Below are 13,799 nucleotides of genomic sequence, written 5' to 3'. Positions count from 1 at the left end.
GACTTTTTAATAAAGCCAAAGCGCGTAGCAAAATTAATAAATTTAGCATAGGTCTAGTCTTGCTCGCCGCGCTATAGCCGTTAAAAGCTAAGAACGGCGGGGCAAAGCGCCCCGTAAATTTAACTAAAATAACTTCGCTAGACTCGCTCTATACGCTTCTACGTCAAAATTTTTTACTCTAGCTACGCCGTCATCGACCGCGGCCTGGGCTACCGCAGGAGCCACGGCTAAAAGCACGCGATTGTCAAACGGTTTTGGTATAATGTAGTCTTTGCCGAATTTTAGCTCTTTTACGCCAAACGCCGCGCAAACCTCCGCAGGCACGGGCTCTTTAGCTAAATTTGCAAGCGCGCGCGCCGCAGCCATTTTCATATTTTCGGTGATTTTTTTAGCTCTGACGTCAAGCGCTCCGCGGAATATAAACGGAAAGCCAAGAACGTTATTTACCTGGTTTGGATAGTCGCTGCGGCCGGTACCCATCATCACGTCGTTTCGCACGCTAGCTACGTCTTCAGGGAAGATTTCCGGAGTCGGGTTAGCAAGCGCGAAAATAATCGGCTCGTCGTTCATCGACGCGACCATTTCCTTGGTCACGACGCCTGGTTTTGATAGACCCAGGAACATATCAGCGCCCTTCATCGCGTCCGCTAGCGTTCTATCTGCTGTTTCTAGGGCGAATTCGACCTTTTCCGGAGTTAGATCGGTGCGGCCTTTATGGATCACGCCTTTGCTATCGATCATTACGATATTTTTCGCGCCCAGAGCCTTGTACATCTTCGCGCATGCGATGCCCGCCGCGCCCGCGCCGCTAACTACGATTTTGATTTTAGAGATATCTTTGCCCGAAATCTCCATCGCGTTTATCATGCCCGCACTCGTTATCATCGCCGTGCCGTGCTGATCGTCGTGCATGACCGGGATATCGACGGCTTCTTGTAGCTTGCGCTCGATCTCAAAGCACTTCGGAGCGCGGATATCTTCTAAATTTATACCGCCGAAGGTCGGAGCTAGAGCCTTGCAGATCTCTACGATCTTATCCGGATCATGCTCGTCTAGCTCGATATCAAACGCATCTACGTTTGCAAATTTTTTAAACAAAACCGCCTTGCCTTCCATCACGGGTTTGCCGGCTACCGCGCCGATGTCGCCTAGACCGAGCACGGCCGTACCGTCGGTGATGACGGCTACTAAATTTGCCTTGTTGGTGTATTTGTAGGCTAGTTCGTTGTCGGCCTCGATCTCTTTACAAGGCACCGCAACGCCCGGCGTATAGGCCATAGATAGGTCTCTAGCCGTCGCGCATGGGGTTTTTACTTTTATCTCTATCTTGCCGCCCTCGTGATACGCGAGCGCCTCTTCGTTGGTTACGTGTGTCATTTGTTCTCCTTTAAAATATTTTTTATTCTTTTTTTCGTCTCGTCCGCGCCCAAAACTTCGAGCACCTCAAATATCCCCGGGCTTACGCTATTTCCAGTTAGCGCGACGCGAAGCGCCTGAGCTAGGTCTTTTAGCTTTAAGCCGTTTGCTTCTAAAAATTTACCCGTCATCTCCTCGTAGCCTTTGGCGTCTAAATTTTCGCCTAAAATTTCGGCAAATTTAGCCAAATTATCCTTGCTTTCGGGCGTGATAAATTTAGCGTAGGCTTTCTCGTCGTATGCGCTTGGAGCGTTTATGATCGTCCTTGCGCTCTGACTCATCTCGACAAGCGTTTTTGAGCGCTCGCGCAATGAATTTAGCAGCACCTCGCCCTTTGGCATCGCTTTAAAATCTATCTCAAAGCTAAGCATCTCTTTTGCCAGCCTCTCGTAGGGCAGGGTCTTGATATAGTGGGCGTTTAGCCACTCTAGTTTGCTTGCGTTATAGGTGCTTGAGCTTTTGTTTATATCGTGCGGATCGAAGTACTTTAGCATATCGTCCATGCCGAAAATTTCGTCGTTTCCGTGGCTCCAGCCTAGGCGAACGAGGAAATTTAAAAGAGCCTCAGGTAGATAACCCATGCGCTTATACTCCATAACGTCGGTTGCGCCGTGGCGTTTGCTTAGTTTGCTGCCGTCCTCGCCGTTTATCATCGCGACGTGATAAAATTTAGGCGCCTTAAAGCCTAGCGCATCGTATAGCACGATTTGTTTCGGGGTATTTGAGAGGTGATCGTCTCCGCGGATGACGTCGGTTACGCCCATTAAAGCGTCATCTATCACGACCGTGAAGTTATAGGTCGGCGTGCCGTCAGAGCGCGCGATGATAAAATCATCCAGGATATCTTCGACTCTAAATTTAACCTCGCCTTTTATGCCGTCGTCGATCACGATCTCGCCGCTTAGAGGCGCTTTGATACGGATGACTGGCTCGACTCCCGCAGGCGGAGTACCTGTAAATTCGCGGTAGCGATTGTCGTATTTGGGCCTCTCTTTTCTCGCTTCTTGCTCGGCGCGCAGAGCGTCTAGCTCGTCTTTGCTCATGTAGCATTTATAGGCTTTGCCTTCGGCTAGCAGCTTTTGTACGTACTCTTTATAAACGTCGAATCTACGCGACTGATACGTCACCTCACCGTCGTGATCCAGCCCGCACCAGGCAAAGGCCTCTTTTATCGCTTGCACAGCTTCTTCGGAGTTGCGTTTTAGATCGGTATCTTCGATACGCAGCAGAAATTTTCCGCCGTTTTTGCGCGCGTAGAGATAGTTATATAGCGCGGTTCTTAGTCCGCCGATGTGCAAGTAGCCCGTCGGGGATGGCGCAAATCTGGTTACTATTTTTGGATTTTGCATTAAATTTTACCTTTATAGCTTGCGCTTAAATTTAAAATGTTATAATGCTCAAATTATATTTACTTTAGACTTAAACAAAGGTTTTATATGTTAAAAAAGATCTCGTTTGCCGCGTTTTTACTCAGTTTTTGTCTGGCTAACGCTAGCCAGATATCAAACGGCATCGCCGCCATTATCGAAAACGAACCCATCACGATAAACGAACTACGCAAAGCCGCCGCACAGCTAAAAACGGATGAGACGACCGCTCTAAATTTACTAATCCGCGATAGGCTAGAAACCGCGCAGATCAAAAATCTAAAAATCGAAGCTAGCGACTACGAAGTAAATCAAAGGCTAGAAAAAATAGCAAACGACAGCGGTATGAACGTAGCAGGCCTTCGCTCCGCCGTAACGTCAAAGGGCGGCGACTACGCGCAGTTTAAGGACGACGTCGCAAAAAGCATAAAGCAAGAAAAGCTATATCAAAGCATATTTTCTGAGGCTAAAATCAATATTTCAGAAAATGCCGCTAGAGCGTATTTTGAGCAAAATCCTAGCGCATTTGCCCGCTTTAGCGATATTAGCGTGACTAGATACGTAGCCCCGTCGGCTGATTTTTTGGAGGTCGCTAGAAAAAGCTCCCCGATGAACACCAACCACAGCGTACATATGGACGTGCTAGATCTAAAAAGCGAGCAAATACCGCCGCAGCTAAGAGAGATATTTCAACAGACCGCAGACGGCACTTTCACGCAGATTTTTCAGACTCCGGAGGGCTTTGAGATGTTTTACGTAGCGGCTAAAAAAGGGCAGGTCGTACCGTCTTTTGACGAGGTAAAAAACGAGGCTATGAACGCGGTTTACAGACTAGAACAGGAGCGCGTCATAGGCGAATACTTCAACAAACTCCTCGCAAAAGCTAACGTCAAACATCTGCGCTAAACTCAAATTTAAGCGCGAAGTTAAGCCGATTTGATTCGGCTTAACTTCTTTTATTTTAGGCCAAATTTGACAGATTTTTCTTTAAAATTTATTTGCTTACTCGCCCAAACCCGCACCTTTAGGCGCAAATTTAGTTAAAATTCGCTCCAAAAGTAAAATCCTAAAAGGCAAAATTTGAACATAAACGAAGCGATAGAGGCAACCGTAAAAAAGCAAAAAGAGTGCAGTCTGGCATTTGCAAAGTATCTGTTTTTAGGGGTTTTATTTATAGTTATCTTGCCCGTGGGCGGTGCATTCGCCGCAAAGTATCTCTTGGATAGCGACCTTGCTTCGCTATTTTTCATCATTATCTATATTCCATTTTTTCTCGTCGCGCTAGTTACGAACGGAGGCAGAGCAATCGACATCCCAGAGGATTACAAGGCATTTTATAAAGACGTTTTCGTCCGTGCCGCTATCCGCGAGGTAGATCCAAATTTTAGCTACGATCCGTTTGCCGGTATCAGCCGTAAAGAATTTCGCAAAATCGGCATCTATTCGCCCGATGAGTTTCGCGCCGAAGATCAAATCAGCGGTATTTATAAAGGCGTCAAATTTAGCCTCAGCGAAGCGATCGATATACCAAACGACGCAAAGCTAAATTTCGGCGACTCGGCGGCGCTAAATTTGCTATCCGCGATAGTTTTTGCCTGGGAGACGATGAAAGATATGCAAGCCTTTAGCGGTTCGGTTTTAGTCTGCGAGTTTTACAAGAAATTTAGCGGGCAAACGATAGTGGCGAGCCGCACTCTAAATACTAAATTTTTAGGCGAAAAAGAGCAGATGGACGATACTCTTTTTAACGATGAATTTAGGGTTTTTACGGACGACAAGGTCGAGGCGAGGTATCTTTTGACGCCCGCATTCATGAAGCGCTTGAGAGAGTTAAAGATAAAATTTGCAGGAGAGATGGGTGTGAGCGCTGCGTTTATGGACGATAAATTTTACCTATTTTTAAACGGAGCGAAAAATAGATTTGAAACTACGCTGTTTTCGCCGCCGCCTAGCCTTGAGGACGCCGCGCTGATAAAAAAGGAAATTTCAGAGCTTTTATCTATCATAGACGAGTTAAATTTAGGCCTTGATATTTTTAAGCTAGGATAAAATTTAGGCTTTTAATTTAGTCGCCGCAAAATCTAAATTTAGACTAAAAGCGGCGTTTTACCGCAAGCCTTTGAAAAACGGCCGCAAATCGCCTGTCTTACCTAAACCGCCGCGCCGATTTTTTCTCGAATTTATTTTAGGCGCGGCGGGGCAAAAGCTAGGCAAAATCATACGGGTTTTTGCGGCGCCGTTTTGCCACGGATAAAGTAATGCCTATAACCGAATTTGCGTTTTTAGGGTTTGGCGGATTTGCGGCTAAATTTAAAACTCAAAATCGCTTTAAAGCTTATGCGTCAAATTCCGCCCGTTAAAACGATTTTAGAAGGCGCAAGATAAATTTGGTTATCTCTCGGCGGAGGCGCCCGGCAAACTCTAAATTTAGCGTAAATGAAATTGGATTGATTTTAAGTCGCCGATTTTGCCGGGATAAATTTGATTTTGCCTGACATCGCCGCGGTAAGCGCCGTAAAGTTTATAAATAAAACGTATCGGCAAATTTATCCGTCCGCCCCAAAATGTCTCAGTCTGTTTTTAAATAAAGCGAATTTGAGCCAGGTTTACCTAGCCCGCAGCCTTTTGACCGCTGGGCAAGGTAAAAATACATATCCGTCCGGCCCGTAAATTTAATGGCGGGAGAGGTAGTTAGTATCGTAGTTGTTTTCGATGAAATCGCGATTTTCCATCATCGCTATATGAAAGTCTCGCGTGGTTTTGATGCCGCTTATAACGAGCTGTTCTAGCGCGACCTTCATTTTGCGTATCGCGCGGTTGCGGTCGGTATCCCAGACGATGAGTTTGCCGATCATACTGTCGTAGTACGGCGGGATCGAGTAGTCCTGATAGATGTGGCTATCCATACGCACGTTTCGGCCGCCGGGGCAGACGTATTTTGTTATCTTGCCTGGACTTGGCGTAAACGTATTTGGATCCTCGGCCGTGATGCGGCACTCGATGGCGTGGCCTTTTAGCGTGATGCTCTCTTGCGGCGGTAGCGCCTCGCCCTGGGCTACTTTTATCATTAGCTCGATGATGTCTAGGCCGCTTACCATCTCGCTCACGCAGTGCTCGACTTGCAGGCGCGTGTTCATTTCGATGAAGTAAAAATCCAAATTTTTATCGACTAAAAACTCAAACGTTCCCGCACCCTCGTAACCGATAGCTTTTGCCGCTTTTATCGCGGTTTCGTGTAGCCTCTCTCGCGTCGCTTCGTCCAGTAGTATCGCGGGACTTTCTTCGATCAGTTTTTGGTGGCGACGCTGCATAGAGCAGTCGCGCTCGCCGATATGCAGGACGTTGCCGTGGCTGTCGCCGATGATCTGAACCTCGATGTGGCGCGGGTTTAGGATGTATTTTTCCATATACATCGTTCCATCGCCAAACGCGCTCATCGCCTCGCTCTCGGCCGACCAAAACGCCTTTTCGATATCCTCTTCGCGCTCGACCACGCGCATGCCGCGTCCGCCGCCGCCGGCTGCTGCTTTTAGGATGACTGGATAGCCGATTTTTTTAGCTAGCTCTTTGGCCGCTTTGGTGTCGGCTACCGCGCCGTCAGAGCCGGGGATCACGGGAACGCCCGCGCGCTGCATAACTTGCTTTGCTTTGCTTTTATCGCTCATCAGCGCCATCGCGGCTACGCTAGGACCGATAAATTTTAGCTTATGGTGCGAGCAAATTTCGACGAAATTTTGATTTTCGCTTAAAAATCCGTAGCCCGGAAATATCGCGTCGGCTTCACTGATTTCGGCCGCGCTAATGATTGCGGGGATATTTAGGTAGCTGTCGCTTGAGCGCTCCTTGCCGATGCAAATCGCCACGTCGGCGTATTTGACGTAGAGCGCGTCTTTATCGGCCGTGGAGTAGACCACGACTGCTTCTTTGCCCATTTCCTTTATCGTTCGCAAGGCTCGCAGCGCGATTTCGCCGCGATTTGCGATTAAAATTCTTTTTATTTCCATCAAATTTTCTCCACGCCAAATAGCGGCAAGCCAAACTCGACCGGCTGACCGTCGGAAACGAGCAGTTCGGTGATCTGGCAGTCAAATTCGGCCTCGATCTCGTTCATGATCTTCATCGCTTCTATGATGCCTACGACGTCGCCTTTTCTCACGCGCTGGCCTACTTTGACAAACGGTGCCGCGCCGGGGCTTGGAGCAGCGTAGAAAGTACCTACCATAGGCGATTTTATGCTGTCTTTTGGAGAATTAGCAGGAGCTTTGACCTCTGAGTTTACCACCACGTTTACAGGAGTCGGAGTCGGGGCGGGAGCCTGGATGACGGGCTTTGGCAGCTCGCAGCAGTCGGCGAATTTTTCAAGCTCGACCTCGAAATCCCCGCTTTTTATCTTTATGCGGTTCATATCCATGTCGTTAAAAAACTCGATCAGCTCTTTTATGTCTTCTTTTTTCATAGAAATTTCTCCTAAATTTTTGTAGATTTTAAAAATTCTAATTGTAGCAAAAAATTGATAAATTTAGGCATTTTTTAGGTTTTTGGGCGGCTTTGATGCGCTTAAATCGCCAAAGCTAGTTTGATTTTGATTAAATTTAACCAAAACGCCTAAGCTAAATTTAGCTTGCCTAAATTTACCGCTTTGCGCGTTTATGACGACGGACGCGGCTTTTACGGCGATTTTTATGCGCGCGACGTTTTGCTTATTTGCCTGCGATAAATTAGCCGCCGTTTACGTGGCAAATGAAGTTTTACAATAAACGTAAATTTAAGCATCGCTTTGCGCGGCGCATAAATTTATCGCCCTAGCTTAAATCTAGCTCCAAACTAGCCCCTCATAAGGCACATCTTCGCAGATACATTTTTTGATCTGATTTGCCTCGCGGCGGATCACCTGCCGCCATGTGAGATCGCGCCCGCCCAGCGAGACCGTTTCGCCAAGCCTTGCGATCATTTTTAGCTCGATCTTTTGCACGGCGTCGTTGCTAAATTTTATCCGACCGGCGTCGGTTTGAAAGTCCTTTGCGGTGATCTCTTTTTTATTTAGCATGCTAAAAATCAGCGTATCGCCCAAAATCGGCTTAAAAATCTCGGCAAGATCGAGGTGTAAGCTCAGCGCGCGGTAGTTTGGCTCGTGCAAAAAGCCGATGCGCGGATCAAGCTCGGTTTTGTAAATTTCGCTGAGGCAGACGTTGTAAATGCGCGTATTTACGTAGCTTATGAAGCTGTTGATTTTATCGGCGGGCGGGCGCTTGGAGCGGACGGTAAATTTAAAGCTTTTTTGATCCGCGATTATCTCGTTCCATTTTTCGTAGTAGAGCTTTTGAAACGCCCCTTCCACTGCCATTATCGCAGGCACGTCCTCTGCGGCGTTTAGCGCCTCTATGTGGGGCGAGACGTCAAATTTCACGCCGTGCCTTTTACAGTTTGCTGCGTCGTTTAGGATGTGTGCGCGAGTGATCTCGCGGGCGATGTAGGCGCGCTTAAGCGGATCGTCAAAAGCGCGAACCTGATTTAGCAGCACAAAGCCGCTTTTATTGACCGAGTTTGAGGTGTTTGGATAAAAGTTGCCGCGAAAGCTCTGATGCGGGCTAAAAACGTGCAAAAGGATGTTATTATCGGCCAAAAACGCCATAGTGTAGGTGTCGATCTGCACTTTTGCCAGCACGTAAATTTCATCGATCGCGTTTATCGGCAAAATTTTGCTGGCGACGACCGCGCCCTCATCGTCAAATTTATCAAAATAGATATTGTTATCTTGCCTGCGAAGCCTGCCTGCGCTCAAAATAAAATGCGTCCTGTCGCTTTTTTGCATCTCTTTCCTTAAATTTAGCCTAGATTTCAAGCGCTGCCGTCAAATTCGGCAAATTTACGCGAGCAAATTTAACTAAACAGCGCGCCGCTTTTATCCTGCCCGATTACGATACGCTTGGAGTATTTCAGCGAATTAAACGTGTAAATCACGATAGAATCAAGCTGCGTAATGCACTCTTTTTGCAAAACCGCGCTTAGTTTTTTAAAATCGCTCTCGCGAATCTCGCCTTCAAAAACGGAAAACTGCACGCGCGGCAAAAACTTCTCGACCGCCTTTCTGATGCGGTTTGCGTTGTTTTTCTCTTTTTGCTCGGTGCCGGCGATGTCGTAAAATAAAATCACGTACATTTTTCTAAATTTTAACTCGCGCAATATCCGCTATAAGCGCAGTTTGCACAAAATTTGCCCTGCGTAAATTTCGGCGGTCGCTCTAGGTTCGCAAGCGACGTTATCTCGCCTAAAATTTGCTCGATTAGAGCGAAATTTTCGCTACTATCCTCTACCAAAATCACCTTTTTACCGCTGATTAGTTTGCCTTTTACCTCTTTTAAATTTAAGCCCGTTTTTAAAAGATAGATGTAAAAAAGTAGCTGCATCTTGCCCGCAAGCTCGTTTTTTAGGCTCTTTTTGTATTCGGTGATGAGATAATGTCCGCGCTGCTTGGAAAGTTTGTCGAATTTCAAATTTGAAAATGCAAACTCCTGCAAATCGCTCTCTTTGATCTCCGCCAGCGCCTTGCCCATCAGCACGTTTTCATCCTCTTGATCTGCGTGGATATGGTGTGCGTAAAGCCACGCCTCACGTTTGCAGGTAACGTAATAATTCACGAGCGTACCGGTGATTTGGTCTTTGCAAAACATTAGTCAAATACCTCGTCTGCTGCCGTTAGCTCAGGCATGAATCCGTCAAATTTATTATAAAAATCGCTAGGCGCTAAAACATATCTGCCAAAAAACTCTCTTGTGTATGGCTTTATATTTTCAAGCATATTTTTGCCAACTGCAATGGTATATAGCGCTAGCTCCTTTTCAAGCTCTTTGATATTTGCCAAGATGATAAATTTATCTTTGTCAGAAGCTAAAAGCGCCTCTCGTTTTTCTAAAAATTCATTAAAATGACCATCATGCTGTTCTATAAAGAGCGACACTTTGTAGTCTTGTTTTGGCATGAAGTTGGTATTAAATTTATCAAATAGAGTTTGAAATTTTAACTCTTTAGCAAGGCTTAGTAGATCTATGCTCGTCGTTTCGTCTTTGGTGCTCTGAAAATAGCTCTCTAAAATTTGATAAATTTCGCTCTCTTTTATGGAGCGAACTAAAATTTCTTTTACCTTATCTTCTTGCAGATCTATATCGTGATACGGAAATGGTTTGCCGTCTAAATAGTCAAAAACCACGACCTTTGCCGGCTTGCTAGATGTGGCGTTGCGATTTACTCTACCGGCGGCCTGGATGATGGCGCCAATGGGTGCAAATTCGCGAAATCCCACGTCGAAACTAAGATCAACTCCAGCTTCTATGAGCTGAGTGGCGACTAGGGTAATTTTCTCGCCACTTTCAAGTTTTTCTTTTATCTCGTCTATTATTTGTACTCTGTGAAGTGGGATCTGGTGTGTCGTCAAAAGATATATGCTGTTTTCACTGCTATTTTTTAGAGCTTCGTATAGCTTTTTGGCTTTTGAAATGGTATTTACAACGCAAAGCGCGCTCTCTTCTTGATGCTTTAAAATTTCATTTATCAAGTCAGCAAACCCCTTTATCTCAGGCTTATAAATAATATTATATCTATCTTTTTCGCGCCTATATAATATGGGCTCCGAAAGCTCGGTAAAACTCTCTAACTCAGCTGCGATATGAGGCATAGTTGCCGACATGATTATAAAATGGATATCGTATCTTTTTGAAAATTCGTTAAAGGCAGCTGCGATGGATTTTAGCAGCACTCGCGGAATATTTTGTATCTCGTCTATTATAACGACGCTATCTCGAAGGGTTTCAAGCTTGAGATTGTCTTTATTATGGTTTGAAAAAAAAGTAAAAAATAGCTGGTTAAAAGTCGTAACTATAAAATTTTCATGCCAGACGTCGGCTAAGAATACCTTTTGCATAAACTGCTCTTGTTCATCGTCGTTTTGGCTTTTATAGCTTGTTAGATGGTGATACTTTAAAACGTCTTGATCTGCTATGATTTTTTGATACTCGGCGTGCGTTTGATCTATGATAGATGTAAAAGGTATAGCCGTTATGATGCGCCTTTTGTTGCCGTTTCTAGCTATTTCTAAGGCTAAATTTAATGCCAAAAATGTTTTGCCGATACCTGTTGGCGCCTTTATAAGAAATGTTTTCTTGTCTTTATTGGAGTTAAAATTTTTAAATATAATCTCTCTCGCCTTGTCTTTATAATCATCTTGCTTTTTGGCGGCTATTATTCTCTTTATTTGGTTTATGTAAAGATCTATCTTTTTGGCATTTAAAACGGCTAAATTTTGATAGCTTTCTGAAAAAATAGCTTCAAATTTATCGGCTAAAATGAGCCTTGAGTATCTTTTTTTAAAAATAAAAAAGCTCTCCAAACCGTAATATTTTGGTAGTTCATTTTCCAAGTCTAAAAAATAATCCACAAAGTCGTAGAGATCTATATCGATATCCAAATTTGCTCTTTGAGCTATCTCGTCTATCTTTTTGAGTCTATCTGTTGCTTTTGCTTTTGTAGATCCTGTATTTGAGAGAAAGTAGTCTATATCCGGCAAATCAGAGTGGTGCTTTAAGATAGCAAAGAAATTTGCCAAGAAATTTATATCTTTGTTAGCTCTAGTAAAAAAGTATATAAAAGCGCTTTCTAGCGTGTGCGTAGTTTTTAGCTTTTGCCGCGCTTTTTCAAATTCATCTGCCGAGGTAAAATTTTTAGCGTCTAAATTTATATAGTCTTGAAATTTTTGTGAAATTTTGGCTAGATCGTGAAAAGATGCAGCCTCCTTGTGCTCATCGTCATCAAAGCTGTCGGCTATATTTTTAATGTGCGAGTTGTATGATTTTTGCGGGTGGGAGTTAAAAGCGTCTGAAATTTGCATCATACAAATATGCAGCGATAAGTTTTTTGGGCGCAAATCACCTCGCAAGCCTCTATATTTTTTGCCTTTATTTGGTTGTTTGAAAATATCAAATTTATGTGCGTTTTTGGAGATCTATCGTTATCTAGGCTTCCGGCAAAGCAGATTGGCGAGTATAAAATATTTTCGTCAAAGCATATATTATGCGCCTTGCTTTGCGGTACAAACGAGTCAATACTTACCTCATCAAAATTTTTGTTTGTAAAATTTACTATCTCCATAAACTCAAAATTCCCGGCAAATTCGCTATTGCCAAGATAAAAAGGGAATTTGGAAATTCGATTTTTTAGATTATAAATCGCTTCGTCTTCGAGCTTAAATTTATCAATAAAAATTATATACTTCGGATAAATCAAGAGTTCTCTATTTATTGGTTTTTGAGGAGCCTTATTGTCACGCAAACCAAGCGAGATTTTTTGCATATCAAATTTGAGCAAACTATTTAGATGAGACTTTGTAAATTTCGTATAGTCGTTTATATAATTTTGCGAAAAACTCTTTTTTAAAATAGGAGCATCTAGGATTACGCTATATTTAAAGTCGTCAAATCTATCATCGTTTAAATAATTATCTATGCCGAGTAAAGCCGCCAACATACCGCAAATCGTAGTCTTTGGCGGGATAGGTAAAGTGATATTTTGACTAATCCCCAAAGGATCTCTAAAACAAGCAAATTTACCCCAAATTTTAAATGCAAACATTATAGCTCTCTTGCGTCTATTTCTAGCCCCGGCTCTTTAAACTGATCCACATACTCCCTAAGGGAGTCATCGTAAAAGATTACAACCTTTTCTATCTTTTGGCTCATATTTTTTAGCGATCTAGTAAGAGCTGTAAAATTTAACTCGCACTCGTCAATGCTTCTGATCTGATCGGAATCTTTATTGTCTAGCTTTACAAGCTCGTCAAGTAAGCCTATCATATAAGCGTCTTTATAGATCACTCTAATAAGCATTCTTGGCTTTTGACCGACCTTACTTCTTGTGTTTAGTAGCTTTGTACCTTGCCACATCGAGTCAAGCATTTGTGCGACATCTTCTTCGCTAGCGTTTGATTTGGCAGCATTTAGTGAATTTATAGTGCCATACATGGCAAATAAGCCATACGGTATGTAGTTGTCGGTTCTAAGTGATTTAGACTTAGCTGTATCGCCACCGAATGCTGCTGTGCCTTGTGAAAAAACAGTCTCTGTCTCGTTTAGCGATTTAGCCCAAGAAAATTGCACTGCGCCTATGATTTGTATATTGCTTCTTGGTGCCACGCCTCCAAAAAGTCTATTGTCTATGCAGCTTAAAAATGCCTTTTTATCGTCTAATTCGCCTAAAATTTTCTTTACTTCGGCAAATCTAGTTTCTGCCGACTGTACCTGTTCGGCATTATTTACAAATATGGTTTGAGACTTTCTGTGTTGCAGATCATCCCTGATGGTTCGCTTTACTCTTACGTCGCTCACGATAGCTTTTCTGTCGCTCTCATCGTATCTTGGCGCATTGTCGTTTAACATATCTCCGTTAGGATTTGTCATCTTTGCGTCCCATAAAAACAAAATTTCGCTATGTTTTGCTATCTCACTCATTATTTTCTCCTGATTGTTGATTATCTTTTTTAAATTTAACGTAGTCGTTCATGCCTCGTATAAATGCAAATGAAATTTCATAGCGAGAAACGCTCTTACCTTTTTCATTGCAAAAATGCGTAGTTATCAGCTGCGACAGATCACTATTTGTCGCACTACCTAGCTTTAGTTTTCTTTCAAATTCATTTGCTTTATTAAAAATTTTCTTTAAATTCGGCGCTATTACTTTTTGATTTGAAAGCCACTTTTCAAACGTCTTATTTTCTTTAGAAACTTCTGATGTAAAAGAACTATTTATAATACTCTTTGAATAAGCGCCTATCAAATAAGCACCCTTGATTAGATCATCTTTAAAATAATCAGACTGTTTTTCTAGTAGCCCCTCAAAATAATCAGAAAAAAGTTTCATTCTACATCCTTATCGCGTTTATCTCTTGTAAAAACTCTAAAATTTTATTTTCATTTTCGACAAATTGATTAGGATAGGCTATCCAATCTTTAATGCCGTTATCATCTATTC

Annotated in this window: 13 protein-coding genes; 2 read left to right on the top strand and 11 right to left on the bottom strand. The window is 43.4% G+C overall.

Annotated elements, in window-relative coordinates; translation table 11 throughout:
• Nucleotides 1-123 precede the first annotated feature (123 nt).
• Nucleotides 124-1,377, bottom strand: a complete 1,254-nt coding sequence (locus QZ157_RS07550) for a malic enzyme-like NAD(P)-binding protein (protein WP_295143879.1) — start codon at nt 1,375-1,377, stop codon at nt 124-126.
• Complete coding sequence (gene gltX / locus QZ157_RS07545) at nt 1,374-2,765, bottom strand: glutamate--tRNA ligase (RefSeq protein WP_295143876.1); 1,392 nt, start codon at nt 2,763-2,765, stop codon at nt 1,374-1,376. The genes QZ157_RS07550 and gltX overlap by 4 nt, the downstream gene beginning before the upstream one ends.
• Before the next feature lie 87 nt (nt 2,766-2,852).
• On the opposite strand from gltX, the gene QZ157_RS07540 reads away from it, so the two are divergent.
• Nucleotides 2,853-3,689: a peptidylprolyl isomerase gene (locus tag QZ157_RS07540; protein WP_295143873.1), complete on the top strand. Its 837-nt coding sequence runs from the start codon at nt 2,853-2,855 to the stop codon at nt 3,687-3,689.
• Between the two features lie 174 nt (nt 3,690-3,863).
• Nucleotides 3,864-4,832, top strand: coding sequence for a DUF3137 domain-containing protein (locus QZ157_RS07535; RefSeq protein ID WP_295143869.1), 969 nt, complete (start codon nt 3,864-3,866; stop codon nt 4,830-4,832).
• Between the two features lie 623 nt (nt 4,833-5,455).
• On the opposite strand, the gene QZ157_RS07530 is transcribed toward QZ157_RS07535, so the two are convergent.
• The 9 genes from QZ157_RS07530 to QZ157_RS07490 all read right to left on the bottom strand — a co-directional run bounded on the left by QZ157_RS07530 (nt 5,456) and on the right by QZ157_RS07490 (nt 13,688).
• Nucleotides 5,456-6,787, bottom strand: coding sequence for an acetyl-CoA carboxylase biotin carboxylase subunit (locus tag QZ157_RS07530; protein WP_295143929.1), 1,332 nt, complete (start codon nt 6,785-6,787; stop codon nt 5,456-5,458).
• Entirely contained in the window at nt 6,787-7,239 is a 453-nt protein-coding gene (gene accB, locus QZ157_RS07525) for an acetyl-CoA carboxylase biotin carboxyl carrier protein (RefSeq protein ID WP_295143867.1), read from the bottom strand. Before accB ends, QZ157_RS07530 begins: the two co-directional genes overlap by 1 nt.
• A gap of 357 nt (nt 7,240-7,596) precedes the next feature.
• Nucleotides 7,597-8,595, bottom strand: coding sequence for a CRISPR-associated endonuclease Cas1 (gene cas1, locus QZ157_RS07520; protein WP_295143864.1), 999 nt, complete (start codon nt 8,593-8,595; stop codon nt 7,597-7,599).
• A gap of 68 nt (nt 8,596-8,663) precedes the next feature.
• Entirely contained in the window at nt 8,664-8,942 is a 279-nt protein-coding gene (gene cas2 / locus QZ157_RS07515; RefSeq protein WP_295143927.1) for a CRISPR-associated endonuclease Cas2, read from the bottom strand.
• 11 nt (nt 8,943-8,953) lie between these two features.
• Nucleotides 8,954-9,454 carry a CRISPR-associated protein Cas4 gene (locus QZ157_RS07510; protein WP_295143861.1) on the bottom strand — a complete coding sequence of 167 codons (501 nt, stop codon included), beginning with the start codon at nt 9,452-9,454 and terminating at the stop codon, nt 8,954-8,956.
• Complete coding sequence (gene cas3, locus QZ157_RS07505; RefSeq protein ID WP_295143858.1) at nt 9,454-11,712, bottom strand: CRISPR-associated helicase Cas3'; 2,259 nt, start codon at nt 11,710-11,712, stop codon at nt 9,454-9,456. The genes QZ157_RS07510 and cas3 overlap by 1 nt, the downstream gene beginning before the upstream one ends.
• Nucleotides 11,664-12,404, bottom strand: a complete 741-nt coding sequence (gene cas5, locus QZ157_RS07500; RefSeq protein WP_295143855.1) for a CRISPR-associated protein Cas5 — start codon at nt 12,402-12,404, stop codon at nt 11,664-11,666. Before cas5 ends, cas3 begins: the two co-directional genes overlap by 49 nt.
• Nucleotides 12,404-13,279, bottom strand: a complete 876-nt coding sequence (gene cas7b, locus QZ157_RS07495; RefSeq protein WP_295143852.1) for a type I-B CRISPR-associated protein Cas7/Csh2 — start codon at nt 13,277-13,279, stop codon at nt 12,404-12,406. The genes cas5 and cas7b overlap by 1 nt, the downstream gene beginning before the upstream one ends.
• The gene (locus tag QZ157_RS07490; protein WP_295143850.1) at nt 13,272-13,688 is read right to left on the bottom strand and encodes a hypothetical protein; all 417 of its coding nucleotides are present in this window, start codon (nt 13,686-13,688) and stop codon (nt 13,272-13,274) included. Before QZ157_RS07490 ends, cas7b begins: the two co-directional genes overlap by 8 nt.
• Nucleotides 13,689-13,799: the final 111 nt, after the last annotated feature.

It is taken from the genome of uncultured Campylobacter sp. (assembly GCF_905372745.1).
Classification (GTDB): domain Bacteria; phylum Campylobacterota; class Campylobacteria; order Campylobacterales; family Campylobacteraceae; genus Campylobacter_A.
Note: the sequence above shows the minus strand (reverse complement) of the source record. Positions and strands in the feature narration are given on the sequence as shown.